Raw genomic sequence first — 23,395 nt, forward strand, 5'->3', positions numbered from 1 at the left:
GCGATGGACCGCTCGAAGCTCTACCGCCGTTTTCACACGCTCCTGATCGCCAACCGTGGCGAGATCGCCTGCCGCGTTATCCGCACCGCCCGCGCCATGGGCTTGCGCACGGTCGCGGTCTATTCCGAGGCCGATCGCGACGCGATGCATGTCGCGCTCGCGGATGAGGCCGTGCTGCTCGGGCCCGCACGCGCCCGCGACAGCTATCTCAATGTCGAGCGGCTGATCGAGGCCGCGCGCAAGACCGGCGCGGAGGCCGTGCACCCCGGCTACGGCTTCCTGTCCGAGAATGCCGATTTCGCGCGGGCCTGCTTCGATGCGGGTCTGGTCTTCGTCGGCCCGACCGCCGGGATGATGACGGCGATGGGCTCGAAATCCGGCTCGAAGGAGCTGATGGAAAAGGCGGGCGTGCCGCTGGTGCCCGGCTATCACGGTGAGGCCCAGGACGAGGCGACGCTGTCGAAGGCGGCCGACAAGATCGGCTTTCCCATCCTGGTGAAAGCCTCCGCCGGCGGCGGCGGCCGCGGCATGCGCATCGTCCGCTCGGCCGCCGAGCTTGGACCCGCGATCGTCAGCGCCAAGCGCGAGGCCCTGGCCGCGTTCGGCGATGACCGCATGTTGATCGAAAAATATGTCGACAATCCCCGGCACATCGAGGTGCAGATTATCGGCGACAGCCACGGCAATCTGCTCTCGCTGTTCGAGCGCGAATGCACGTTGCAGCGCCGGCACCAGAAGGTGATCGAGGAGGCGCCGTCGCCGACGCTCAATGCCGCCCAGCGCGAAACGGTCTGCGCCGCCGCGCGCAAGGCCGCCGGCGCGGTCAATTATGTCGGCGCCGGCACCATCGAGTTCGTCTCCGATGGCAAGGACGTGTTCTTCATCGAGATGAACACGCGCCTGCAGGTCGAGCATCCCGTAACCGAGCTGATAACGGGCATCGACCTCGTCGAATGGCAGCTGCGCGTCGCCTTCGGCGAGGCGCTGCCGCTCAAGCAGGACGAGATCCGGCTCAACGGTCACGCCGTCGAGGCCCGCGTCTACGCCGAGAACCCGACCAAGAACTTCATGCCGTCGGTCGGGAAGATCTCGACCTGGCGGCTGCCGGCCGAGACCGGCGGCTTGCGCATCGACGCCGGCTATCGCGAGGGCGATGCGGTCTCGCCTTACTACGATGCGATGCTCGCCAAGATGATCGCCTGGGCGCCGACGCGGGACGTCGCGATCGAGCGGCTCAACCGCGGGCTGGAAGAGACCGACGTTCGCGGCATCGTCACCAACATCCCGTTCCTGTCGGCGCTGATGACGCATCCGAAGGTGCGGACGAACGCGGTCGACACCGGCTTCATCGAGCGTGAGCTGGCGGTGCTGACCGCCGCGGCGCCGGCACCCGGAGAGCTCGAGCTCTGCGCCGCGGTCGCCGCAATCGTGAGCGAGGAGCAACAGGCCGCACGTCGCCAGGCGAATTCGCCCTGGCAGACCTTTGGCTGGCAGCCGGTCGGCCGCCGCCAGCGCAATTTTGCGTTCCGCGTCGGGCACGGACCCGAGCAGAAGATCTCCCTGAACTATGGCAGCGGGCCGTCCACCCTGGTGATCGGCGAGCGCGAGCTCGCCTTCACGATCGCGGCGAAGGACGGCGGGTTCGATCTCACGCTCGACGGCGTCAAATCGTCCGTCGCGGCTGTGATCGGCGGTCATGAACTGTATTTGCGCACGCGCAATGGCCGCTTCGACCTGCACTGGGTGGATCCGTTCGGCGGCGAGACCGAGGAGCATGTCGGCGAAGACAAGATCGCAGCGCCGCTGCCCGGCACTGTGGTTGCCGTGCTGGCCGAGGAGGGGGCGAAGCTCGACAAGGGCGCGCCGATCCTCACGCTCGAAGTGATGAAGATGGAGCAGACGCTGCGTGCGCCGTACGCCGGCGTGCTGACGTCGATCAAGTGCAAGGTCGGCGATATCGTGCAGGAGGGCGTCGAGCTCGCCGTGGTTGAGGCTTCCGGAGAGTGACATGAGCGATCAGGTCCGCATCATCGAGATGGGGCCGCGCGACGGCCTCCAGAACGAGAAGACGCCCGTCAGCGTCGAGGCGCGCATCGCGTTCGTCGAGGCGCTGGTCGCGGCCGGGCTGCATACGGTCGAGGTCGGCGCCTTCGTCTCGCCCAAGGCGATCCCGCAGATGGCAAGCTCGGACGCCGTGCTGCGCGGCGTCGCGCATGTGAAGGACGCCGAATTCCACGTGCTGGTGCCGAACGAGAAGGGCTATGATGCCGCGCGCGCCGCCGGCGCCAAAGTGGTCTCCGTGTTCGCGGCAGCCTCGGAAGGCTTTTCGCGGGCGAACATCAACTGCACGATTGCGGAGTCCATCGAGCGGTTCAAGCCCGTGCTGGCGCGCGCCAAGGCCGATGGAGTGAAAGTGCGCGGCTATATCTCTTGCGTGCTGGGCTGTCCGTTCGACGGTGAGATCAAGCCGAAGGCAGTCGCCGACCTTGCGAAGACGCTGTGGGAGCTCGGCTGCTACGAAATCTCGCTCGGCGACACCATCGGCGTCGGCACGCCCGTTAAGGCGAAGGAGATGCTGCGCGCGGTTGCCGCCAGCATCCCTCCGGCTAGGCTCGCGATGCATTTCCACGACACCTACGGCCAGGCGTTGGCCAATCTCTATGCGGGGATGGAGGAGGGCGTGCGGGGCATCGACTCCGCTGCCGGCGGGCTCGGCGGCTGTCCCTACGCGCCGGGCGCGACGGGTAACGTCGCGACCGAAGATGTCGTCTACATGCTGGAAGGCATGGGCATCAGGACCGGCGTCGATATGGATAAGCTGCTGGTTGCGACGAACGAGATGAGCGTCGTGCTGGGCAAGCCGCCGGTGAGCCGCGTGGCATCGGCGTTGAATGCGAAGAAGAAGCGGGCGGCTTCGTAGCCTGTAGGGTGGGTTAGCCCTGCGACTGCGCGAAGCGCAATCGCAGGGCGTAACCCACCACTTCTCCTTCCGCGATGACAAAGTTGGTGGGTTACGCCTTCGGCTAACCCACCTACGAAACCTGCACTCAGGCAGCCTTCAGCCCGACATCCGGCAGGTGCGGCCGGTTCTTGAGCGCCTTGGCCATCATGGCCTCGACCTCGGCCTTCTCCTGCGGTAGCAGCGCGAGGCGTGGCGGACGGGTCAGCGCGGTGCCGCGGCCCATGATGTGCTCGCACAGCTTGATGCACTGGACGAGGTCCGGGCGGGCATCGAGATGCAGGAGCGGCATGAACCATTCGTAGAGCGGCATCGCCTCGGCATAGCGCCCCGCCTTGGCGAGGCGGAACAGCGTCTCGCCCTCGCGCGGGAAGGCGTTCGACATGCCCGAGACCCAGCCAACGGCGCCCATTGCGACGCTCTCGACGATGACGTCGTCCAGCCCCGCGAACAGCACGAAGCGGTCGCCGACCATGTTCCTGGTGTCGATGAAGCGCCGCGTGTCGCCCGAGGAATCCTTGAAGCAGACCACGGTCTCGACATCGGCGAGCGAGGTCAGGATGTCCGGCGTGACGTCGTTCTTGTAGATCGGCGGATTGTTGTAGAGCATCACCGGCAGGTCGGTGGCGCTGGCGACAGCACGGAAATGCGCGGCGGTCTCGTGCGGCTTTGAGGAATAGACCAGCGCCGGCATCACCATCACGCCGTCGATGCCGATACGCGCGGCTTCCTTCGCCGTCTCGACCGCAAAGGCGGTGGTGAACTCGGCGATGCCGCACAGCACGGGTACGCGGCCGGCTGCGACCGACTTCGCGGCTTCCATGATCGCGACCTTCTCCTTGCGCTCCAGCGAGGTGTTCTCACCGACCGAGCCGCAGACGATCAGGCCGGAGACGCCGTCGCGGATCAAGCCGTCCATGACCTTGGCGGTCGCATCGATGTTGAGCGACAGGTCGTCGTTGAATTGCGTGGTGACGGCCGGGAAGACGCCTTCCCAGGAGATGCGTGGGCTCATTGTTTGGCTCCGATTGAAATTGTGCCGGCGGATCGTTCGATCCGCCGGGCATTGACGTGAAGGTGGTGGACGAGATCAGAGCGTCGCGCCGACCTTGCGCAGCTCGGCGAGGACCGGGGCTTTCGGCAGCCAGATCTTGTCGAACTCGGCAATGACGGCCTCGGTGTCCTTGGCGTCGACCTGGCGGATCGGGATCGGCGCCTTCTTGAAGTTCTCGATCAGCGTGGGCTCGTTGCCGGCGAGCTCGTCGATCTGTGCGTCCAGCGTCGTCTTGATCGTCTTGGTGATCAGCTCGCGGTCGGCGGCGGGGAGCGATTGCCAGACCCGGCCGGAGACGACGGCGGCCATCGGCATGAAGACGGCGTTCATCTGCAGGATCACCTTCGAGACCTTGTCAAAACGCTGGTTCCAGGAGAATTCGAGATCGGCCTCGAGCCCGTCGACCTGGCCGTTGGCCATGGCGTCGAACACCTGCGGTGTCGGGATCGGCGTCGGCGCCGCGCCCAGCGAGGAATAGAAATCGCGATAGACCGGCGTCGGATTGATGCGCAGCTTCATGCCGCGGATATCGGCGAGCGAATTCAGGTCCTTGGAGGAGAACACCGCGCGCATACCGGTGATGCCCCAGCCGAGCCCGATGGTGCCGGTCTCCTGCGGCAGCACCTCGAACAGCTTGACCGCTGCCGGATGCCGCACGAACTTTGCGACCGCCGGCGTCGAGCGGACGATGTAGGGCGCGTTGATCGCGGCGATGTGCGGCACGCGCGAGCCGAGCTCGGCGGCCTGGATGAAGCCCATGTCGAGCGCGCCGGACTGCAATTGCTGCATCATCGCGGTCTCGTTGCCGAGCTGGCCGGAGTGGAACACGGTCAATGTCAGGCGGCCGTTGGTGGCGGCCTTGAGATCGTCGCCGAATTTGAGCGCAGCCTTGTTCCAGGAATGGCCGTTCGGCGTGATCAGGCCGAGGCGGAATTCCTTGGCCTGGGCGAGCGCCAGCGATGGCACGAACACCGAGGCGGCGGCACTGGCGGCAAGAAAGCGGCGGCGTGAAAGCGGCATGGTCGGGCTCCTTTCGGATGGGCCTATTTGACGAGGATCAGCGAGAGCGACGGGTAGAGCGAGAGCAGCACGAGGAGGACGCAGGAGATGACGAAGAAGGGCAGCGTCACCATGAACATCTTGCCGGGCTTGGCGCCGGTGACGGCGGCCGCGACGAAGAAGCAGAGCCCGACCGGCGGCGACAAAAGGCCGAGCACGAGGTTGATCACCACCACGACGCCGAACTGCCGGGGGTCGATGTGATAGATCTCGGTCGCGACCGGAAGCAGGATCGGCACCGTCATGATCAGGCCGGGAATGCCGTCGATCACCGTGCCGATCACGAGCAGGATGACGTTGCAGATCAGCATGAAGCTGACCGGGTCCTTGGCGGCAGTCTGGATCCAGGCGGCGGTCTCCTGCGGCACCTTGCCGAAGATCAGGACCCAGGAGAACACGGCGGCAGCCGCCACCAGGAACAGCACGATCGCCGAATAGATGGCACTGCGCAGCATCATCTGCGGCAGCTGGGAGAACTTGAACTCCCTGGTCCAGTATTTTCCCACCAACGCTGCGGCGACCGCGCCGACCGCCGCCGATTCCGTGGCGTTGGCGAGGCCGCCGAGAATGGTGCCGACGATCACGATCGGGATCAGCAGCGTCGGCGAGGTCCGCAGGATCGTCATGACGCGCTGGCGCGGCGTCTGATAGTCCGCGCGGGGGTAGTTGTAGACGTACCCCATCAGCGCGATGACGAGGCAGAACATCACGGTGAGGATGACGCCCGGCACGATGCCGGCGATCAGCATGTCGCTGACCGAGACCTGCGCCAGCACGCTGTAGACCACGAACATCACCGAGGGCGGGATGATCGGGCCGAGCATGCCGCCATAGGCGGTCAGGCCCGCCGCGAAGGTCTTGTCGTAGCCCTTCTTCTCCATCTCCGGCACCATGATCTGGGCCATGATCGCGACCTGTGCGGTCGCCGATCCCAGGATCGAGGAGATGAACATGTTGGCGAGGATGTTGACGTAGGCGAGCCCGCCCTTGAGCGAGCCGACGAACGCCATCGCCATGTCGACGATGCGCCTTGTGATGCCGCCGCCATTCATGATCTCGCCGATCAGGATGAACAGCGGAATGGCGATCAGGCCGTAGCTGTCGACGCCGCCGAACAGCTGCAGCGGATAGGACTGGAACAGCACCGGGTTGCCGGATGCCGCAATGTAAACGAGGCCGGCAAGGCACAGGCACAGGCCGATCGGCACGCCGACCAGCATGAACGCCATGAAAGCCGCTGACGTGATCATCAGTTGACCCCGTCCAGCTCGGAGAGCTGAAAGCCTTTTGGCGCAGTGCGCGGGACCAGCTCGAGATCTTCCAGCAAATTGGCGAGACCGTGGATGGTCATCGACACCGCGAAGATCGGCAGCGTCAGATACAGTACCCAGGTCGGCCAGTTCAGCGTCTGGGTGTGCTCGGTGTAGAGGAAGTTGAAGGTCTCGGCCGCGAGCTTGCGCCCGTCGAAGCCGGCGCGTGCGAGCCCGACCGGATCCATCCACAGAACACAGGTGATGATCAGGGCGACGCCGAACACGACGACGAGGCCGGTCGAGATCACCTTGGCGATCTTCTGGTGCTGCGGCGAAAGCCGCTCGGTCAGCATGGTGACCGCGAAGTCGAGCCGCAGCCGCGTCATCGCGGACGCCCCGATGAAGGTCAGCCAGACCACGCAATAAACAGCAGATTCATCGATCCAGTAGATCGGGAAATGCGAGTAACGGGTGACGACGTTCACCAGGATCAGCCCGGTGAGCAGGTACATCAGGCCCATCAGCGCCAGACGCTCGAAGGCGAGCAGGGCGCTCGACATCCTGACGATCGTATGTCGGAGGCTGAGCGCGTGCGTGGCCGGCATGGTCTGCTCGATCATGAAAGAGGCCCCAGCCCCCGAAAGATTTGTCGTGCGATTGCCAAATGTATAATTTATACATTTTGGGAGTCAAACGGAGTTTGCGGTCATTTCGGCGGCAGGGCGCGCTTATGCTGGGCACTTTGCCTTTGCAGAGTGCTTGGCTTTTGCCGGACACCTCAACATGCAAGACAGGGACCGCTTCGGCCGATGAGTCGGGAAGGACAACAGACGATCAGATGAGACAGCCTCTGAAGCATCGCACCTTGTCGGCTGCGATCGTCGACCAGCTCCGGCAGGCGATCCTCGACGGCACCTATCCGGCCGGATCGCAGTTGCGCCAGGACGCGCTTGGCGAAGCCTACGGCGTCAGCCGGATTCCTGTCCGCGAGGCGCTATTCCAGCTCGAGGCAGAAGGCCTGGTGCGGATCGTTCCGCAGAAGGGCGCGATCGTTTCGGAGCTGTCGCTGGATGAAATCAACGACGTCTTCGACCTGCGCCGCATCCTGGAGCCGCGATTGCTCGCACAGTCGGCGCCGCGCTTCACCGCGGAGGATTTCGAGGGGCTCGACGACATCCACAAAAGCTTCGAGAAAGCGATCAAGGCGCGCAATGTCAGCGAATGGGGCCAGCTCAACGCCGACTTCCACATGGCGCTCTATGTTCACGCGCCGCAGCCGCGCACCCGTGCGATCGTGCTGTCGCTGCTGCAGACCAGCGACCGCTACACGCGCCTGCAGCTCTCCAACACCAAGGCGATGGGCATTGCCGAGAAGGAGCACGCCCAGCTGATCGCGCTCTGCCGCGCGGAGAAGGTCGACGAGGCGTGCCGCTTCCTGGAGCGGCACATCGAAGCCGTGCGCAAGGATCTGCTGCAGGTGGTGGCGAACGCGCCGAAGTCTCGGCGGAAGGAGAATTCGTAGGGTGGGTTAGCCTTGCGGCTGCGCAAAGCGCAGTCGGAAGGCGTAACCCACCGTTCTCGGTCTCAGGGGAAACAGAAGAGGTGGGTTACGCCCTGCGGACCGCGCTTTGCGCGACCGCAGGTCTAACCCACCCTACGGCAGTCGTGATTGCCGCTACCTGCTCCCGTCCGGCCCCATCACCAGATCCGGCAGCCAGGTCGATATCCCCGGCACGAAGCACAGCAGCAGCACCGCGAGCATCATCAGGAGCACGAAGGGCAGGGTGCCCCAGATCACGTCGCGCAGGGGGATGTCCGGCGCGACGTTGCGAATGACGAAGATGTTGAGGCCGACGGGGGGATGGATCAGCCCCATCTCCATCACGATGGTCATGACCACGCCGAACCAGATGATGTCGAAATTGGCAGCGCGGAGCGGCGGCAGGATGATCGGCGCGGTCATCAGGATGATCGAGACCGGCGGCAGGAAGAAGCCGAGCACGACGACCATGACGAGGATCGCGAACAGCAGCTCCCAGCGCGGCAGGTGCATCGCGACGATGGCTTCGGCGACCGATTGCGAGATGTGCAGATAGCTCATCACATAGGAATAGAGCAGCGACATGCCGATGATCATCATCAACATGGTCGATTCCCGGATCGTCGACTTCATGATGGGAGCGAGATCGGTCGGCCGCCACACGCTGTAGATCGCCGCGATCAGCGCCAGCGCCAGAAGGCCGCCGAGGCCCGCGGTCTCCGACGGCGTGGCGTAGCCGCCATAGAGCGCGATCATGACGCCGGTGAGCAGCAGGACGAACGGGATCACCCGCGGCAGCAGGCTGAAGCGTTCGGCCAGCGTGTACTCGTCGCGGGTCAGGATCGCAGCCTCGGGGCCGCCATTCTTGTAGATCGCTTCAGCCGCCTTGTATTCCCGGCGGAAGCGGATCACGGCATAGGTGCCGAACAGGGTGACCAGCAGCAGGCCGGGACCGATGCCGGCGAGGAACAGCCGTCCCAGCGACTTTTCGGCCGCGACCGCAAACAGGATCATGGTGATGGAGGGAGGCAGCAGGATGCCGAGCGTGCCGCCGGCGGCGATGATCCCTGCGGCAAAGCCGCCGGAATAGCCACGCTTGCGCATCTCGGGAATGCCGGCCGAGCCGATCGCCGAGCAGGTCGCCGGCGAGGAGCCGGCCATCGCCGCGAACAGCGCGCAGGCGAACACGTTGGCGACGCCGAGGCCGCCGGGGACGCGATGCAGCCAGGCATGCAGCGCCGAATAGAGGTCCTGGCCGGCGCGCGACTTGCCGATCGCGGCGCCCTTCAGGATGAAGAGCGGGATCGACAGCAGCGTGATCGAGGCCATTTCCTCGTAGACGTTCTGCGTCACCGTATCGAGCGAGGCCGAGGGCATGTAGATGCCCATGAACACGACCGCGACCGCGCCGAGCGCGAACGCAATCGGCATGCCCGAAAACATGATGACCAGCGTCGCGATGCCATAGGCGAGGCCGATGCCGAAAACGCTCATGGCCGCCGGCCTCCAGCAAAGGGCAGCGCGAGCTGCACGAGGATCTGGACGCAGAGCAGGCTCATGCCGAGCGCCATCAGCGAATAGGGAATGGCGAGCGGCGGCGACCACATCGAGTTCGAGACCTGGCCGTCGACATAGGCCTCATGGGCCAGTGTCCAGGATTTCCAGGTGAAGAAGGCGCAGAACAGGAACGTTGTGGCGTCGACCAGCCAGAGACGGACCTTGTTCGCGAGCGGCGAGAGCAGGCCGACGAAGGCCTCGATGCCGATATGGCCGCGGTTCTGCTGCACGTACGCGGCCGTCATGAAGGTGGCGCCGACCAGCAGGAACACGGCGGCCTCGTCCTGCCAGTAATTGGCGGCCTTGAACAGCGCGCGGCTCAGCACGCTGTAGCTCAGGATGGTGCAGGCCGCGACCAGCGCGATCGCGGCGAACACGACGATGATGCTGTTGAGGACGGCGAGACCGCGATCGATTGCCGCCGCAGGGCCGGTCCCTGCGGCAACGCTCGCCTGGTCATCACGATCCGGAAGCGGACCGTGGCTCATGCCGCGACGTCGATGGCGAGCTTGAGCAGGTTTGCGGCGGTCGCGGTCTTGGCGCTGTAATCCTTCCACGCGGTGTCGCGCGCGATGTCACGCCATTTGCCGACGGTGGCGGCATCGAGCACCGAGACCTTGGCGCCGGCCTTCTCGTAGACCTTGGCGACCTCGACGTCGTCGTCCTGCGCGCCCTTGCGGCCGAAGGCTTCGAGCTCGGTGCCGACCGCGAGCAGGATGTCCTGATGATTCTTCGGCAGCTTGTCGAAGATCGCCTTCGACATCATCAGCGGCTCGAGCATGAACCAGTACGAGGTGCCCGCGCCCGAAGTCAGGGACTTCGCCACCTCTTCGAGGCGGAACGAGATCAGGCTGGTCGAGGAGGTGATGCCGGCATCGCAGGCGCCGGTCTGCATCGCCGCGTAGATTTCGTTCGAAGGCACCGACAGCACCGAGGCGCCGGCAGTCTGCAGCACCATGTCCATCTCGCGCGAACCGCCGCGCACCTTCATGCCCTTGGCATCCTCGGGCGCGACGATCGGCTTGGAGCGGCTGGCGACGCCGCCGGCCTGCCAGACCCAGGTGAGCAGGATGATGCCCTTGTCGGCGAGGAAGTCGGTCAGTGCCTTGCCGACGGGCTCCTTCTTCCAGCGCAGGCCCTGATCGTAGGTGGTCACCAGGCCCGGCATCAGGCCGATATTGGTTTCCGGCAGCTCGCCGCCGGCATAAGGCATCGGATAGAGCGAGATGTCGAGCGCGCCCTTGCGCATCGCGGAGAACTGCGCATTGGTCTTGATCAGCGAGGAGTTCGGATAGATCTCGGCGGCAATGTCGCCGTTGCTGCGCTTGGCAACTTCAGCGGCGAACATGCGGCAGAGCCGGTCGCGGAAGTCGCCCTTGTCGATGGTGCCGCCCGGGAATTGATGTGAGATCTTCAGCGTGGTCGCGGCCTGCGCGGTGCCAGTGCCGAAGCGCAGGATGGCGGGTGCCGCGACGGCGGTCGCGATCAGATGTCGGCGCGTAATCATGGTGTGATCCCCTTGATCGTTTCTTTGGACTATTCTTGTTGGTGTGATTTGGGTCGGGTCTTGTCAGACCGACGTTCAGGCCCATCCTAGCCGGTCTTCCACCCGATATTCTCTCATCTGATAGTTCGAGACCGAATGCCCCGGCAAGTGCCGGCCGTGCTGCGCTGCACACTTCCGATCCCGGTTGCGAGCGCGGGAGTAGGCCGAACGACGGTGAGCGGAGGGCTCGCCAAAATTTATCGGCGGCGGCGTAACAACGCCGGCTGGCGATCCGTCGAGATCAAATAGCGGCGTCCGTCGCTGACAAACACCATCTCGAAGGGAAGATGAACCATGACCATTCGCACCCGCATCGTGCTCGGCGTCTCGGCTGCCGCTCTTTCGCTTGGCCTCGCGTTGGCCCCGGCCGCCTTTGCTCAGGACAAGATGAGCAAGGATGACGGCATGATGAAAAAGGACACGATGTCCAAGGACGGCATGATGAAGAAGGACACCATGTCCAAGGATGACGGCATGAAGAAGGACCACATGTCGAAGGACGGCATGAAGAAAGACGACGGGATGATGAAGAAGAATTGATCCTTCGGCGTCGTCGCGCGGCGCCCGCCTCGGGCGGGCCACGCACTCTCGAATTCCGGCGGCGGCCTTTGAGACCGCCTCCGGAATGGTGCTTCGTCCAAGTTCAATTGAACGTGAGCTGCGAACCTTACTTGCGCTTGGCCTTGCGGGCGGCGTAGCGCGCATCGCGCTTGGCCTTTTGCTCGGCTTCGAGCGCAGCCTGTCTCTCGGCGGCTTCCTGGGCCTCGCGCGCGATCCGTGCGGTTTCGGCGGCCTTGGCCTCTTCCTCGATACGCTTCTGCTCGGCCTTTTCCGCCTCGCGCGCGGCCTTCGCCTCGGAGCGCTTAGCCGCGAGTGCCTCGCGCTCAGCGCGGCGCGCGACCACCGCCGGATCATCGGGGCCCGGTTGCGATTTGAATTTGTTCAAAAGATTTTTGCGGGCGTCCTGTGCCGCCTTTTGCCGGTCTGCGAAGCCGGGTTCCCTGAATCCACTCATCGACGAGCCTTGTCTTCCTCGCTTTCGATCCTACATCGGTGCCTGTTGGTACGTCGGCTGGGCATAGCAGGCGCCACGCGACGCAGAAGCGTGTACATCGGCGCGCGTCGCGAAGCCACCCATAATCGCAGCCGATCAGGTCAACGAAAAATCGCCCCCCCGACGATCTCTCGTAGCCCGGAAAAACTGCTGAATTGTGATGTCCCTCATAAGGGAGCACGCGGGCGACGCCTAGCGTCCGCCCGACACGAGACGGAGCACGGGCATGACGATCTCAAGACCAAGCCTGAAGGCGCTCGCAATTGCCTTCGCACTGGCAAGTGTGGCCGGCGCCGCGCTGCTGCTCGTTCGTCCGCAGCCCATCGAGAGTGCGGTGCTGGGGGCGGACTGGGAATGCACCCGGACCGCATTGGTGCTCACGAGCTGCGCACCGCGCGTCCAGGAGGCAATTCCGGCGGTCGAAACCTTGCGCAGGGATGCGATTCGGCAGACCCGGGGCTGAATTGGGCCGGCTGATCGGGATGTGACGTGACGCCGCAGAGGTGATAAAGCCGGCTCGCCAGCGCGACCGGACGGCCATGTCGAAGCCAGAGTCCAGATCCGAACCCGGCGAGGAGCGCAATCCTCGACCGAAACGACAACCGGAGCGCCACTCGGGCGGCGACCGCCGAGGCGCGATCGCCGGATTGATCATCGCAGTCTTGATCCTCGGCGTCGGCTGGTGGCTTGCCCGGGATCTCACCGCAGCCAGCAGGATGCAGGATTGCCTGATGTCCGGGCGAAGCAACTGCAATGTGATCGAGCCGGCTCGCTAGGCGCGCTTCAGCGTGGCCCGTAGGGCCGAAAAAATGCCCTGATCTTAATCATTTGTAACGGGACTTAGCCGATCAAGCACGGCAGTTGTCTCGGCCGGCATCAGCCCGGCGCGCAGCGATTCGTCGACCGCGCCAGGGACCACGGCGATCGAGAGAGTAGGGGGCGAGCACGCATGAGTGCGTCCAAACGCATGAAGATCATCATTCCCGTGATTTCGGCCATGTCGTTGCTCGCGCTGTCGGCGCAGGCGCAAGAGGCCAGACCGCCGAAAGAGGCGGGCCCACCGCAGGCCGCACCGGATGCAGGCGCGCCGCCTCAGACCAATCAGACCATGCGCAAGGGCCCTCCGCCCCAGCAGGCGACCCGACCCGCGCAGCCCGGTGGTCAGCCCCATGCGGGCCCTGGCCCGCGCAATGCCGGTGGCCCCCCGCCGGGACGTCATGCGCGCAGTCCTGCCCCGGCGCGGGACTGGGATGGACACACCTATCGCGGCAATCTCGCCTGGGATGGCGGGCGCTGGCGCCACGAAGTCCGCAACGGCCGCTCCGGCTGGTGGTGGGACGTGGGCGGCGTCTGGTATTATTATCCGCAGCGCATGGCTGGCCCGCCTGCCTACATCTCAGACGACTATATCGACGACGTGCCGGTGGCCTATGCCCCGCCTCCGGTCGCCTATGCGCCGCCACCTCCGCCACCGCCACCGGCTGATCCCGGCGCCAGCGCGCTTGGCGGCGCGATCGTCGGCGGGCTGCTGGGTGGCCTGATCTCAGGCAATGCAACAGGGGCTGCTGCAGGCGCGGTTCTCGGCGGCGCGACGGGCGCAATCGCCGGCGCGACCGCTGCATCCCAGCCCGGCTACTACTGGGCGCAGGGCGCTTGCTATTACCGCTATCCGAACGGCCAATATGTGCAGGCCGATCCCCGCGCATGCTACTGACTTTTCCAAGCCGGATTGGCGCACGGGAGGCGGGCTTAGGCCCGCCTCTTTTTTTGCACACCGGCGATTGCTTCAAATTGGCGCTGGCGCTCGTTGCCGTCGCACGCAAGTCTCAAAGAAAAAAAACGGGATGATTCGCGGGGGACGTGGGACATGCTGGATGCCATCCAGATCAGCATGGCGCTATGGGCCATGATCGTTTGCGGCGGGATCAAACTCTCGCAGGTGCTGCCTTATCTGTTCTAGCGCAGGATCCACATTACGCCGCTCGCTCGCGGTGAGGCTCATCGCCTCGCGCGTCAGGACACGAGCCAGTTGAAGAACGCGATCGTGGCCCAGACCAGGCCGCTGATCCAGGCCAGCATCACGATGGCGATGGTCACGAGATAGGCGATGCCGAGCAGATCGGACCTGTGTCGTTGCGTCGGGACGACGATCTCGGCTGCTGCTTTGTGCGTCATGACCTGACCTCCACCATGGAGCGTTGAAGCTCTGTTTAGCGGAGATGCCGGGGGCAGGCTGTGACGCAGTTCACAGATCCCTCGAACGAAGCCCGTGCGGCGAGGAAGTCACCCCGCAATCATACGGGCGAAATTGCCATGCGCTTGTCCAGATCGGCCGTCTAAAGTCGGTCATGTGTACCAAGTACGACCCACAGCACGAAGCCGAGGCCGCAATGAAGCTGGCTGCGGCGTCTGAAGGCGCCGATCGGCAACGACTGATTCAGCTGGCCCTGGCGTGGCATCAGCTCGCCCGCAATCCGCGCGAGGAGCAAGCGGACCCGTCGGATGCCGCCGGGCGCATCCGCTCCAGCTGGTAGGCCGCTCCCCATGAGAAAAACCCCGTGCTCGGGGGACAAGCACAGGGTTCTTCAAAGCCGACCGGGGCTGGCGAGTCGGCACCACTCAAGTCGGTTATCCAACGCTCTGATCGCGCGCTCGTTCCGTAGCGACCCGCGGCGCTGAAATCCTGCTCGGCTAGAGAGCGTCCCGCGCTTGGCGTGCGGGAACATTCGTTGCGCGGCAACGTTGTGCGGCTATGACCGACCTCGAGTTGCGCGCACAATCGTTCGAGATCGCCTGGCGATATCTCGACCAGTCCGGCCTGCTCACGGGTGAGCATAAGGAATCCGCCCGCTTCATCTTGAACCGGATCGACCGCATGATGTTGCGTGGCGAGCGACGTAGGCTGCTGCTGTCGAACGCCGCGATCGATGCCTATCGGGTGCGACCCGTCCTCGTGACGGCATGATCGACCAGATTGAACCAGTCATTAACGAATGCTCGGCCCTTCGATTCGCGATCGCGATTCGTGCTTTGCGAACGAAGCGGAGTCGGACCGTGAACAAACGAAAAGCCCCCGAAGGGGCTTCGTGTTTCAGGCGGCCTCCGTCTTCGGTACGGCGTCGGCATTCACCGACAGCTTGACGATATCGCCTTCGACGGCACCGACATATTTCGTGTCGATGTAGTGATGATGGTCCTTGGGACCTTCCGGGCTGTCCTTGCGCGTCAGCTTGATGCGGTTGCCCTCGACGCGATCGACGGTGCCGACATGTGCGCCGTCCTTGCCGATGATCTTCATGTGCTCTCAAATCTCAGCCATGTTCTCCTCCTTGCACGGATTCAACTGCGAAGGCGCGTGTTCGTTGCAGCATGCGCGTTCGGGTGGCGGTCCCGGATCTGCCGACGGAGGTTTGGGGCGATCTCACCGCGGCCATTGCGCGGTGGTGGCGGGGCCATCAGTCGGCAGGTGGTGAAGGATAGATTTTGTCGATAGCCCGGAAGGAGGGCGCGTCAATCAGTCGACCGCCAGGCAATGCTCCAGTTGCGGCTTCTCGTGGCCGCGGCGCGCCCAATCCTGAACGGCGAAGGCAAGGTGATGCTGGCCCATTGCGGCGCCGATGATCGAGGCCTGGGCCACCTTGACGGGCCTCGTGACCACATTGGTGTTCACCACGCCTGCGTCGACTGCCAAATACGATATCGCAACGATCGCGACCGCAGACGCGATCGCCATTCTCGTCAATTCGGATTGCTGCATTAAGAAACCTATCGGGCGCATCTCGCCCGGCGCTTACATAAGGTTGATCGGCGCCGTTCAAAGGCCGGCGTATGGTTACCCACGCGTTCGTGAAGGGCGGGCCAACTGGCAATGGACTGGCGATCCCGGCAGGACTCGAACCTGCAACCCGCGGAGTAGAAGCATTCGGGAGTCGGATGCAAAATCCACGACTTATCCGAGGCTTAGGTCTATCCGCATAACGCTCCGGTGGATGCTCCGGTGATCCAAGGCACAGCCGTTGCTATGAGGCAGTTAGTCGCTAAATCGGGGGCGGTTGCCTTTAGATTTCTCGACTACCCCGGCAGCATCTAATGCCTGAATGGCATCTTCAACCTGTCGATTGAATGCGCCGTGACTCATGAATGCCCTAAACTCTCGGTATCGTACCGAGAGAGCCGCACGCACATGATCAGGGACGCCGCCCGATTTTACCCACTCCTCTAGAACCAAATCGTGAATTCGCCTTAAGGCTGTTTGCGACGAGTCATCTTGATTTGGTGCGTTGCTTAAAGTGATCTGAGCCACCGAGCCAGCCAATCGATGGATTTGAGACTGCATGTCACCAAGCATGGACAATATTGCTTTTTCAGCAGGCTCTTCAACGCTATCGAATTTCACGGTTTTGAAAGGACCAAAGCTTTGGATGAAAGACACGCTGTCGGGATTATCCTTCGACGCCAGGTACGTGCTGGTTACCTTCTTCGCGAGCGCTGCTTTGAAGGTCTCGATGGCCCCATGGCGAAGATCCCTCGGATACGGCAAGTGCTCAATCATGCCGGTGTCGAACATGAAGGGCGTTTTATCGTCCTTGACAATGACGACTGGCTTGTCGAATGCCAGGCGCATTCCTAGTTCAAAGAGCACGTTGGGGTTGCGTCCGCTAACATCGCAGACGACAATTGGATCTGCATAAACGTTCTGAATGATCCGTCGATGTATGATCCCGGTTTCGTCTCCCTCGCTGACCATCCGAACGTTAAAGCTTGGCGATTTGAGTGTTTCGACCGCGGTGGAGATAATTTTCCGCACGTCTTCCCAATGACTGGCTGAGCAATTGTCGAAATCCGCCAACGGCATGATCAAGCCGCAATGCAATTGATCCGTCTCGAGGATTGGGGCACTAGCTTCCATTAGCGTGCCCCATGGCTAAAGATCGGTGCATAGGGCAAGCGCCTTTTCGTGTTTTGTAGCGTACGAATGATTTCGTCTTGTTGCATTTTTCCCCCTGCTTAATTCATTCTGATTGTCGATCACGGTAATCCGCGTCTTGTTGTGTTCGCCGCTCCAATTCCAGCAAGCTCGGGGCGAGCTGGACCGGGATGCCAGATGCAATGCCGTGGTAGATCCAATCGAGTGTGACCCCGGTGACCTTGCAGACCTTAAATGCTTGGTAGATCGAAATCCTCCTCAAACCATTTTCATAGTTGTTCCAAGCTTGAGGTTCAATTCCTGCGAGCCGGCACCACTTGGCTTGGTTAAGACCCGTGGCTTGCCGCGTCCACTTCAGGCGCGCGGCAATCATAGGAACGCTTGTTTGGTTCGACGCATCTCGTCCTTAGGGCGACCTTGCTACACGCTTTGTGTAGCCGGTGCATAACTCGCCGCATTGCAGCTCTGAATCGGATAATCGGAAATTCTACAATCGCTTGAGAAAGCTATCGTTTCGTCGCAGCAACCCGCGGATTAAATATCCGCGACTCTATGCAATCAACAGAAACTGATTGACGAATCGATTCAAACGCTTGCGGCGCGCAGCCGCAGCGTAACTGGCACCGCAGCCCGATCGCTCCGGTGATTTCTCCGGTGATCGGTGCCCCAATTGTCAGCATTTGCGATGATAAAAAGGCGAATAATGCTGTTTTTTAGAAAGTTAGCACATTGATTTTATTGAGTATTTGGCGATCCCGGCAGGACTCGAACCTGCAACCCGCGGAGTAGAAATCCGCTACTCTATCCAGTTGAGCTACGGGACCGTCTTGAGCCGGCCGGTTGGGACGGCTGGCCGTTCATCTAGCATGCCAATATGAAAAATTGGGTGTTTCGCCAAGCCTGAACCGAACCGTTTTCCTCAATGGGGCGACAAAGCGGAACGGTGGGGTGTCAGGGTGCCGGGTTGAGCGGCAGCGGACTGGACGATGGATCACATCGCCGGGACCGCTGATTAGCTTCCGGGACATGGCCGCCGGTCGACTGGTCTGATAGTGCTGCGCCATCAGGACGGCGTGCGCGGCGGTATCTCGATCGGTCTCCTCTGGACCTGCCTTGTCATGGCGAATGCGACGTTTTGCACCTTACGGTTCCATCGCCTTGAGTCCGTCACCTTTCCGCGCATTTCATGCGACAAGCGGCGTTCGTCCGCGATTTCCGGGAGTCCATCCATGATCGGTCTTGTTCGCGCCGTCACAATCTGCGCCGCGCTGGCGCTCGGCCTTGTCGCTGCGCAGGCCGCCGACAAAGCCTTCAAGCGCGACGATCTCGCCGATTCCGCGATCAAGCTGGAGGCCCAGATCAAGGGCGAGGCGGGACCGGTCGCCAAGTCCAGCGCGACGCTGAAGACGGACGCCGACGCCGCCTTCCGGCGCAATGATTATCGCACCGGCCTCTCGGTGCTCGGCCAGATCGCCGCGACCACGCCCGAGGATGCCGGCAACTGGCTGCGGCTCGCCAAGGCCATCTTCCAGATCTCGCCGAAGAGCTCGAGCGAGCAGACGTTCCTGCTCGAGCGAGCCTCGACCGCGGCTTACATTGCTTACCAGCGCGCCGGCAATCCGGGCGAGGAGGCAGACGCGCTCGCCGTGCTCGGCAAGTCGCTGGCCGAACGAAAACTGTGGCGGCCGGCGCTGGACGCATTGCGGCTATCGCTCGACCTGCGCGAGGTCGCCGACGTCCGCGGCCAATACGAGAAGATGCGCGACGAGCACGGCTTCCGGCTGCTCGACTATACCGTGGACTCGGACTCGGCGAGCCCGCGTGCCTGCTTCCAGTTCTCGGAAGAACTGGCCAAGCGGACCGATTTCGCGCCGTTCCTGGCGCTGGCAGGCCAGGACAAGCCGGCGCTGTCGGCCGAGGGCAAGCAGCTCTGCGTCGACGGGCTGAAGCACGGCGAGCGCTACAACATCAATCTGCGCGCCGGCCTGCCGTCCACGGTGAAGGAGGGGCTGCCGAAATCGGCTGAGTTCAACATCTATGTGCGCGATCGCAAACCGTTCGTGCGCTTCACCAGCCGGGCCTATGTGCTGCCGCGGACCGGCCAGCGCGGCATTCCCGTGGTCAGCGTCAACACGCCCGCGGTCAACATCAACGTCTTCCGGATCGGCGACCGCAACCTGATCAACACGGTGGTCGACAGCGATTTCCAGAAGACGCTGTCGAAATACCAGCTCAGCGATCTCGGCGACGAGCGCGGCGTCAAGGTCTGGTCCGGCGAGCTCGCGACCGCGATGACACTGAACCAGGACGTCACGACGGCATTCCCGGTCGACCAGGCGCTGGGCGAGCTCCAGCCCGGCGTCTACGTGATGACCGCCGCGGCCAAGGGCCCGGGCTCGGACGACGACTACCAGCTCGCGACGCAATGGTTCATCGTCTCCGACCTCGGCGTCTCCGCTTACTCCGGCAATGACGGCATCCATGTCTTCGTCAACTCGCTGGCCTCGACCGATCCGGTCGGCAAGGCCGAGGTGCGGCTGGTGGCCCGCAACAACGAGATCCTGGCGGCGCGCAAGACTCACGAGTCCGGTCACGTGCTGTTCGAGGCGGGCCTTGCGCGCGGCGAGGGCGGTCTGTCGCCGGCAATGCTGACGGTCACGGGCGAGAAGGCCGACTACGCCTTCCTGAGCCTGAAGCCCTCGGCCTTCGACCTGTCCGCCCGCGGCGTCGCCGGCCGCGCGGTGCCCGCCGGCGCCGATGCCTTCGTCTATGCCGAGCGCGGCGTCTACCGCTCCAGCGAGACCGTCTATCTCACCGCGCTGCTCCGCGACGGGCAGGGCAATGCGGTGACCGGCGGGCCTCTGACGCTGGTGATCGAGCGCCCCGACGGTGTCGAATTCCGCCGTGCGGTGCTGGCCGATCAGGGCGCCGGGGGCCGCACCCTGTCCGTGCCGCTCAATTCGGCCGTTCCGACCGGAACCTGGCGCGTGCGCGCCTTCACCGATCCAAAGGGCTCCTCGGTCGGCGAGACCACCTTCATGGTCGAGGACTACGTTCCCGACAGGATCGAATTCGACTTGTCCGCCAAGGACAAGCTGATCAAAGCTAACACTCCAGTGGAGCTGAAGGCGGACGGCCATTTCCTCTATGGCGCGCCGGCTTCGGGCCTCCAGCTCGAAGGCGACATGCTGGTGGCGCCTGCGAGCGAACGTCCTGGCTTTGCCGGCTATCAGTTCGGCGTCGCCGACGAGGAGACCACCTCGAACGAGCGCACGCCGCTCGAGAACCTGCCCGAGGCCGACGCCAATGGCGTTGCGACCTTTCCGGTGACACTGGACAAGCAGCCGGCCTCGACGCGTCCGCAGGAGGCGCAGATCTTCGTCCGCATGGTCGAGACCGGCGGCCGCGCTGTCGAGCGCAAGCTCGTGCTGCCGGTCGCGCCCGCCACCGCCATGATCGGCATCAAGCCGCTGTTCGGCGACAAGAACGTCGCAGAGGGCGACAAGGCCGAGTTCGACATCGTGTTCGTCTCGCCCGAGGGCGAGAAGCTGCGTCGCGACGGCCTGCGCTACGAGCTCCTGAAGATGGAGTCGCGCTACCAGTGGTATCGCCAGAACAATTACTGGGAGTACGAGCCGGTCAAGTCGACCTCGCGCGTCGCCGACGGTGATGTCACCATCGCGGCCGACAAGCCGTCGCGCATCTCGCTGACGCCGCAGCCCGGCCGTTACAGGCTGGATGTGAAGTCGAACGACGCGGACGGCCCGGTGACCTCGGTGCAGTTCGACGTCGGCTGGTATTCCGACGGCAGCGCCGATACGCCGGACCTGCTGGAGACCTCGATCGACAAGCCGCAATACGCCTCCGGCGACACCATGACGGTGTCGGTCAACGTCCGCAGCGCCGGCAAGCTGACCATCAACGTGCTCGGCGACCGCCTGCTGACGACGCAGACCGTCGACGTCAAGGAAGGCACCGCACAGGTCAAGCTCCCGATCGGCAAGGACTGGGGCACCGGCGCCTATGTGGTGGCGACGCTGCGCCGTCCGCTGGATGCGGCTGCCCAGCGCATGCCGGGCCGGGCGATCGGCCTGAAATGGTTTGGCATCGACAAGCAGACCCGCACGCTCCAGGTGAAACTGACGCCGCCGGCGCTGATCCGGCCGAACTCGACGCTGAAGATCCCGGTCAAGCTCGACGGCCTCAATCCGGGCGAGGACGCCAAGGTCGTCATCGCCGCGGTCGACGTCGGCATCCTCAATCTCACCAACTACAAGCCGCCGGCGCCGGATGATTACTATCTCGGCCAGCGCCGCCTGAGCGCGGAGATCCGCGATCTCTACGGCCAGCTGATCGACGGCATGTCGGGCACGCGTGGCCAGATCAAGTCCGGCGGCGACGCCGGTGCGGGCGAGCTCCAGGGCTCGCCGCCCACGCAAAAGCCGCTGGCGCTCTATTCCGGCATCGTCACCGTCGCCGCCGACGGCACCGCGGAAGTGAGCTTCGATATTCCGGAGTTCGCCGGCACCGCCCGCGTCATGGCGGTGGCGTGGACTGCCACAAAACTCGGCCGCGCCAACACCGACGCCGTGATCCGCGATCCCGTGGTGCTGACGACGACGCTGCCGCGCTTCCTGCTCAATGGCGACCACGGCACGGTCAACCTGGAGATCGACAATGTCGAGGGCCAGGCCGGCGACTACGTGATCAGCGTGAAGACCGGCGGCCCGGTGAAGATGACCGGCAATCCCGCCACGACGGTCAAGCTCGCCGCCAAGCAGCGCAATTCGTTCTCGCTTGCGCTCGATGCGACGGCGGCGGGGCAGGCGACGCTCGACGTCGATATCAAGGGTCCGAACGGCCTGGCCCTGGCGCGGCACTATGCGTTCGACGTCAAGGCGGCGACCCAGGTGCTGGCGCGGCGCTCGATCCGGACGCTGGCCAAGGGCGAGAGCCTGACGCTGACTTCGGACATGTTCTCCGACCTCGTGCCGGGCACCGGCAGCGTCTCGGTCTCGGCCAGCCTGTCGACCGCGCTCGATGCGGCGACGACCCTCAAGGCGCTCGATCGCTATCCCTATGGCTGCTCGGAGCAGATCACGAGCCGGGCGATGCCGCTGCTCTATGTCAACGACCTCGCGGCCGGCGCGCATCTCGCCATGGACACCGAGGTCGACCAGCGCATCCGCGATGCGATCGAGCGTCTGTTGGCGCGCCAGGGCTCGAACGGCTCGTTCGGCCTGTGGTCGGCCGGGGGAGACGACGCCTGGCTCGATGCATACGTGACGGACTTCCTCACCCGGGCCCGCGAGAAGGGCTTTGCGGTGCCGGACGTGCTGTTCAAGAACGCGCTCGACCGTATCAGAAACTCCGTCGTCAATGCCAACGAGCCGGAGAAGGACGGCGGCCGCGATCTCGCCTATGGCCTCTACGTGCTCGCGCGTAACGGCGCTGCTCCCATCGGTGACCTCCGCTATCTCGCCGACACCAAGCTGAACAACCTCGCAACGCCCATCGCGAAGTCGCAGCTTGCCGCAGCGCTCGCCCTGGTCGGCGATCGAAATCGCGCCGAGCGGGTCTATGGTGCCGCGCTCGACAGCCTCGCGCCAAAGCCCGTGCTTGAGTTCGGCCGCACCGACTATGGCTCGCAGCTGCGCGATGCCGCAGCATTGGTGTCGCTCGCCAGCGAAGGCAACGCGCCGAAGGCGACGCTGACGCAGGCAGTGTCGCGGGTCGAGACCGCGCGCGGGCTGACGCCCTACACCTCCACGCAGGAGAATGCGTGGCTGGTGCTGGCCGCACGTGCGCTCGCCAAGGAGAACCTGTCCATGGAAGTGGATGGCCAGCCGGTCAAGACTGCGCTGTATCGCAGCTACAAGGCCGCGACGCTGGAGGGCAAGCCGCTGAAGATCACCAACACCGGCGACGCACCGGTGCAGGCGGTGGTCTCGGTGTCCGGCTCGCCGGTGACGCCGGAACCGGCGGCATCGAACGGCTTCAAGATCGAGCGCAGCTACTACACGCTCGACGGCAAGCCCGCCGACATCAGCAAGGTCAAGCAGAACCAGCGATTTGCGGTGGTGCTGAAGATCACCGAGGCCAAGCCGGAGTACGGCCACGTCATGGTATCCGACTATCTGCCGGCCGGTCTTGAGATCGACAATCCGAAACTGGTCTCGTCCGGCGACAGCGGCACGCTGGACTGGATCGAGGACGGCGAGGAGCCTGAAGACACCGAGTTCCGCGACGATCGCTTCACCGCGGCCGTCGACCGGGCCTCGGACTCCAAGTCGGTGTTCACCGTCGCCTATGTCGTGCGCGCGGTCTCGCCCGGCAAATACGTGCTGCCGCAGGCCTATGTCGAGGACATGTACAACCCCTCGCGCTATGGCCGCACCGGCACGGGGACGGTCGAGGTGCGGGTGGCGAAGTGAGGTGGTGAGGTG

General features: G+C 64.1%; 23 protein-coding genes and 1 tRNA gene. 10 read left to right on the top strand and 14 right to left on the bottom strand.

Annotation, left to right across the window (positions count from 1 at the left end):
* Nucleotides 1–3 precede the first annotated feature (3 nt).
* Together CVM73_RS02430 and CVM73_RS02435 are read left to right on the top strand one after the other, a co-directional pair.
* Nucleotides 4–2,007 carry an acetyl/propionyl/methylcrotonyl-CoA carboxylase subunit alpha gene (locus tag CVM73_RS02430; protein WP_167406578.1) on the top strand — a complete coding sequence of 668 codons (2,004 nt, stop codon included), beginning with the start codon at nt 4–6 and terminating at the stop codon, nt 2,005–2,007.
* 1 nt (nt 2,008) lies between these two features.
* Nucleotides 2,009–2,920, top strand: coding sequence for a hydroxymethylglutaryl-CoA lyase (locus CVM73_RS02435; RefSeq protein WP_100230437.1), 912 nt, complete (start codon nt 2,009–2,011; stop codon nt 2,918–2,920).
* A gap of 127 nt (nt 2,921–3,047) precedes the next feature.
* Here the strand turns inward: CVM73_RS02435 and CVM73_RS02440 are convergent, their stop codons facing one another.
* The 4 genes from CVM73_RS02440 to CVM73_RS02455 form a co-directional block, all read right to left on the bottom strand.
* Nucleotides 3,048–3,974 carry a dihydrodipicolinate synthase family protein gene (locus tag CVM73_RS02440; RefSeq protein WP_100230438.1) on the bottom strand — a complete coding sequence of 309 codons (927 nt, stop codon included), beginning with the start codon at nt 3,972–3,974 and terminating at the stop codon, nt 3,048–3,050.
* 75 nt (nt 3,975–4,049) lie between these two features.
* Nucleotides 4,050–5,033, bottom strand: a complete 984-nt coding sequence (locus tag CVM73_RS02445) for a TRAP transporter substrate-binding protein (RefSeq protein ID WP_100230439.1) — start codon at nt 5,031–5,033, stop codon at nt 4,050–4,052.
* Nucleotides 5,034–5,056: 23 nt separating this feature from the next.
* Nucleotides 5,057–6,322, bottom strand: coding sequence for a TRAP transporter large permease (locus CVM73_RS02450; protein ID WP_100230440.1), 1,266 nt, complete (start codon nt 6,320–6,322; stop codon nt 5,057–5,059).
* On the bottom strand, nt 6,322–6,930 hold the full coding sequence (locus CVM73_RS02455) for a TRAP transporter small permease (protein WP_100230780.1): 609 nt from the start codon (nt 6,928–6,930) through the stop codon (nt 6,322–6,324). The genes CVM73_RS02450 and CVM73_RS02455 overlap by 1 nt, the downstream gene beginning before the upstream one ends.
* A gap of 233 nt (nt 6,931–7,163) precedes the next feature.
* Here CVM73_RS02455 and CVM73_RS02460 point away from each other — a divergent pair, with 233 nt between their 5' ends.
* Entirely contained in the window at nt 7,164–7,847 is a 684-nt protein-coding gene (locus tag CVM73_RS02460; protein WP_100230441.1) for a GntR family transcriptional regulator, read from the top strand.
* A 153-nt stretch (nt 7,848–8,000) separates the two neighbouring features.
* Here CVM73_RS02460 and CVM73_RS02465 read toward each other — a convergent pair whose 3' ends face one another.
* The 3 genes from CVM73_RS02465 to CVM73_RS02475 are packed head-to-tail and all read right to left on the bottom strand — an operon-like array spanning nt 8,001 to nt 10,929.
* Entirely contained in the window at nt 8,001–9,359 is a 1,359-nt protein-coding gene (locus CVM73_RS02465) for a TRAP transporter large permease (protein ID WP_100230442.1), read from the bottom strand.
* Nucleotides 9,356–9,910, bottom strand: coding sequence for a TRAP transporter small permease (locus CVM73_RS02470; RefSeq protein ID WP_100230443.1), 555 nt, complete (start codon nt 9,908–9,910; stop codon nt 9,356–9,358). The genes CVM73_RS02465 and CVM73_RS02470 overlap by 4 nt, the downstream gene beginning before the upstream one ends.
* A complete protein-coding gene (locus CVM73_RS02475; protein ID WP_100230444.1) occupies nt 9,907–10,929 on the bottom strand; it encodes a TRAP transporter substrate-binding protein in 1,023 nt (340 codons plus the stop codon). Before CVM73_RS02475 ends, CVM73_RS02470 begins: the two co-directional genes overlap by 4 nt.
* 333 nt (nt 10,930–11,262) lie before the next feature.
* Between CVM73_RS02475 and CVM73_RS02480 the strand changes: the two genes are divergently transcribed.
* Entirely contained in the window at nt 11,263–11,508 is a 246-nt protein-coding gene (locus tag CVM73_RS02480; protein WP_100230445.1) for a pentapeptide MXKDX repeat protein, read from the top strand.
* A 127-nt stretch (nt 11,509–11,635) separates the two neighbouring features.
* Here the strand turns inward: CVM73_RS02480 and CVM73_RS02485 are convergent, their stop codons facing one another.
* Nucleotides 11,636–11,983 (bottom strand): DUF6481 family protein, encoded by a 348-nt coding sequence (locus CVM73_RS02485; RefSeq protein ID WP_100230446.1) that lies wholly within the window; start codon nt 11,981–11,983, stop codon nt 11,636–11,638.
* Nucleotides 11,984–12,248: 265 nt separating this feature from the next.
* On the opposite strand from CVM73_RS02485, the gene CVM73_RS02490 reads away from it, so the two are divergent.
* The 3 genes from CVM73_RS02490 (at nt 12,249) to CVM73_RS02500 (ending at nt 13,736) form a co-directional block, all read left to right on the top strand.
* On the top strand, nt 12,249–12,485 hold the full coding sequence (locus CVM73_RS02490) for a hypothetical protein (RefSeq protein ID WP_100230447.1): 237 nt from the start codon (nt 12,249–12,251) through the stop codon (nt 12,483–12,485).
* 76 nt (nt 12,486–12,561) lie between these two features.
* Entirely contained in the window at nt 12,562–12,798 is a 237-nt protein-coding gene (locus CVM73_RS40815; protein ID WP_100230448.1) for a DUF2273 domain-containing protein, read from the top strand.
* A 173-nt stretch (nt 12,799–12,971) separates the two neighbouring features.
* Entirely contained in the window at nt 12,972–13,736 is a 765-nt protein-coding gene (locus CVM73_RS02500) for a hypothetical protein (RefSeq protein WP_100230449.1), read from the top strand.
* Nucleotides 13,737–14,035: 299 nt separating this feature from the next.
* Here the strand turns inward: CVM73_RS02500 and CVM73_RS39960 are convergent, their stop codons facing one another.
* Nucleotides 14,036–14,197 carry a hypothetical protein gene (locus CVM73_RS39960; RefSeq protein ID WP_167406579.1) on the bottom strand — a complete coding sequence of 54 codons (162 nt, stop codon included), beginning with the start codon at nt 14,195–14,197 and terminating at the stop codon, nt 14,036–14,038.
* Between the two features lie 215 nt (nt 14,198–14,412).
* Here CVM73_RS39960 and CVM73_RS02505 point away from each other — a divergent pair, with 215 nt between their 5' ends.
* Both CVM73_RS02505 and CVM73_RS02510 read left to right on the top strand, forming a co-directional pair.
* Nucleotides 14,413–14,556 (top strand): hypothetical protein, encoded by a 144-nt coding sequence (locus tag CVM73_RS02505; protein ID WP_245452198.1) that lies wholly within the window; start codon nt 14,413–14,415, stop codon nt 14,554–14,556.
* A gap of 218 nt (nt 14,557–14,774) precedes the next feature.
* A complete protein-coding gene (locus CVM73_RS02510) occupies nt 14,775–14,987 on the top strand; it encodes a hypothetical protein (RefSeq protein WP_100230451.1) in 213 nt (70 codons plus the stop codon).
* Between the two features lie 126 nt (nt 14,988–15,113).
* Here CVM73_RS02510 and CVM73_RS02515 read toward each other — a convergent pair whose 3' ends face one another.
* The 5 genes from CVM73_RS02515 to CVM73_RS02535 form a co-directional block, all read right to left on the bottom strand.
* Entirely contained in the window at nt 15,114–15,320 is a 207-nt protein-coding gene (locus CVM73_RS02515) for a DUF2171 domain-containing protein (RefSeq protein WP_245452199.1), read from the bottom strand.
* Nucleotides 15,321–15,536: 216 nt separating this feature from the next.
* Nucleotides 15,537–15,755, bottom strand: coding sequence for a hypothetical protein (locus tag CVM73_RS02520; RefSeq protein WP_245452200.1), 219 nt, complete (start codon nt 15,753–15,755; stop codon nt 15,537–15,539).
* 297 nt (nt 15,756–16,052) lie between these two features.
* The gene (locus CVM73_RS02525; protein WP_100230453.1) at nt 16,053–16,931 is read right to left on the bottom strand and encodes a hypothetical protein; all 879 of its coding nucleotides are present in this window, start codon (nt 16,929–16,931) and stop codon (nt 16,053–16,055) included.
* Between the two features lie 103 nt (nt 16,932–17,034).
* Nucleotides 17,035–17,322, bottom strand: a complete 288-nt coding sequence (locus tag CVM73_RS02530; protein ID WP_100230454.1) for a helix-turn-helix transcriptional regulator — start codon at nt 17,320–17,322, stop codon at nt 17,035–17,037.
* A 374-nt stretch (nt 17,323–17,696) separates the two neighbouring features.
* Nucleotides 17,697–17,773, bottom strand: a tRNA-Arg gene (locus CVM73_RS02535).
* Nucleotides 17,774–18,178: 405 nt separating this feature from the next.
* Between CVM73_RS02535 and CVM73_RS02540 the strand changes: the two genes are divergently transcribed.
* Nucleotides 18,179–23,383: an alpha-2-macroglobulin family protein gene (locus CVM73_RS02540; RefSeq protein ID WP_100230455.1), complete on the top strand. Its 5,205-nt coding sequence runs from the start codon at nt 18,179–18,181 to the stop codon at nt 23,381–23,383.
* Nucleotides 23,384–23,395: the final 12 nt, after the last annotated feature.

Origin of the sequence: Bradyrhizobium forestalis, from assembly GCF_002795245.1 — a bacterium.
Classification (GTDB): domain Bacteria; phylum Pseudomonadota; class Alphaproteobacteria; order Rhizobiales; family Xanthobacteraceae; genus Bradyrhizobium; species Bradyrhizobium forestalis.

Excerpts from the sequence above, each read along its gene's own strand:
- CVM73_RS02475 (WP_100230444.1), bottom strand. The coding sequence starts at position 10,929 with ATGATTACGCGCCGACATCTGATCGCGACCGCCGTCGCGGCACCCGCC.
- CVM73_RS02520 (WP_245452200.1), bottom strand. The coding sequence starts at position 15,755 with ATGGCGATCGCGTCTGCGGTCGCGATCGTTGCGATATCGTATTTGGCA.
- CVM73_RS02525 (WP_100230453.1), bottom strand. The coding sequence starts at position 16,931 with ATGGAAGCTAGTGCCCCAATCCTCGAGACGGATCAATTGCATTGCGGC.
- CVM73_RS02485 (WP_100230446.1), bottom strand. The coding sequence starts at position 11,983 with ATGAGTGGATTCAGGGAACCCGGCTTCGCAGACCGGCAAAAGGCGGCA.
- CVM73_RS02540 (WP_100230455.1), top strand. The coding sequence starts at position 18,179 with ATGATCGGTCTTGTTCGCGCCGTCACAATCTGCGCCGCGCTGGCGCTC.
- CVM73_RS02515 (WP_245452199.1), bottom strand. The coding sequence starts at position 15,320 with ATGAAGATCATCGGCAAGGACGGCGCACATGTCGGCACCGTCGATCGC.
- CVM73_RS02470 (WP_100230443.1), bottom strand. The coding sequence starts at position 9,910 with ATGAGCCACGGTCCGCTTCCGGATCGTGATGACCAGGCGAGCGTTGCC.
- CVM73_RS02450 (WP_100230440.1), bottom strand. The coding sequence starts at position 6,322 with ATGATCACGTCAGCGGCTTTCATGGCGTTCATGCTGGTCGGCGTGCCG.
- CVM73_RS02480 (WP_100230445.1), top strand. The coding sequence starts at position 11,263 with ATGACCATTCGCACCCGCATCGTGCTCGGCGTCTCGGCTGCCGCTCTT.
- CVM73_RS02490 (WP_100230447.1), top strand. The coding sequence starts at position 12,249 with ATGACGATCTCAAGACCAAGCCTGAAGGCGCTCGCAATTGCCTTCGCA.
- CVM73_RS02500 (WP_100230449.1), top strand. The coding sequence starts at position 12,972 with ATGAGTGCGTCCAAACGCATGAAGATCATCATTCCCGTGATTTCGGCC.
- CVM73_RS02430 (WP_167406578.1), top strand. The coding sequence starts at position 4 with ATGGACCGCTCGAAGCTCTACCGCCGTTTTCACACGCTCCTGATCGCC.
- CVM73_RS40815 (WP_100230448.1), top strand. The coding sequence starts at position 12,562 with ATGTCGAAGCCAGAGTCCAGATCCGAACCCGGCGAGGAGCGCAATCCT.
- CVM73_RS02445 (WP_100230439.1), bottom strand. The coding sequence starts at position 5,033 with ATGCCGCTTTCACGCCGCCGCTTTCTTGCCGCCAGTGCCGCCGCCTCG.
- CVM73_RS02460 (WP_100230441.1), top strand. The coding sequence starts at position 7,164 with ATGAGACAGCCTCTGAAGCATCGCACCTTGTCGGCTGCGATCGTCGAC.
- CVM73_RS02455 (WP_100230780.1), bottom strand. The coding sequence starts at position 6,930 with ATGCCGGCCACGCACGCGCTCAGCCTCCGACATACGATCGTCAGGATG.
- CVM73_RS02510 (WP_100230451.1), top strand. The coding sequence starts at position 14,775 with ATGACCGACCTCGAGTTGCGCGCACAATCGTTCGAGATCGCCTGGCGA.
- CVM73_RS02440 (WP_100230438.1), bottom strand. The coding sequence starts at position 3,974 with ATGAGCCCACGCATCTCCTGGGAAGGCGTCTTCCCGGCCGTCACCACG.
- CVM73_RS02465 (WP_100230442.1), bottom strand. The coding sequence starts at position 9,359 with ATGAGCGTTTTCGGCATCGGCCTCGCCTATGGCATCGCGACGCTGGTC.
- CVM73_RS02505 (WP_245452198.1), top strand. The coding sequence starts at position 14,413 with ATGAAGCTGGCTGCGGCGTCTGAAGGCGCCGATCGGCAACGACTGATT.
- CVM73_RS02530 (WP_100230454.1), bottom strand. The coding sequence starts at position 17,322 with ATGATTGCCGCGCGCCTGAAGTGGACGCGGCAAGCCACGGGTCTTAAC.
- CVM73_RS02435 (WP_100230437.1), top strand. The coding sequence starts at position 2,009 with ATGAGCGATCAGGTCCGCATCATCGAGATGGGGCCGCGCGACGGCCTC.
- CVM73_RS39960 (WP_167406579.1), bottom strand. The coding sequence starts at position 14,197 with ATGACGCACAAAGCAGCAGCCGAGATCGTCGTCCCGACGCAACGACAC.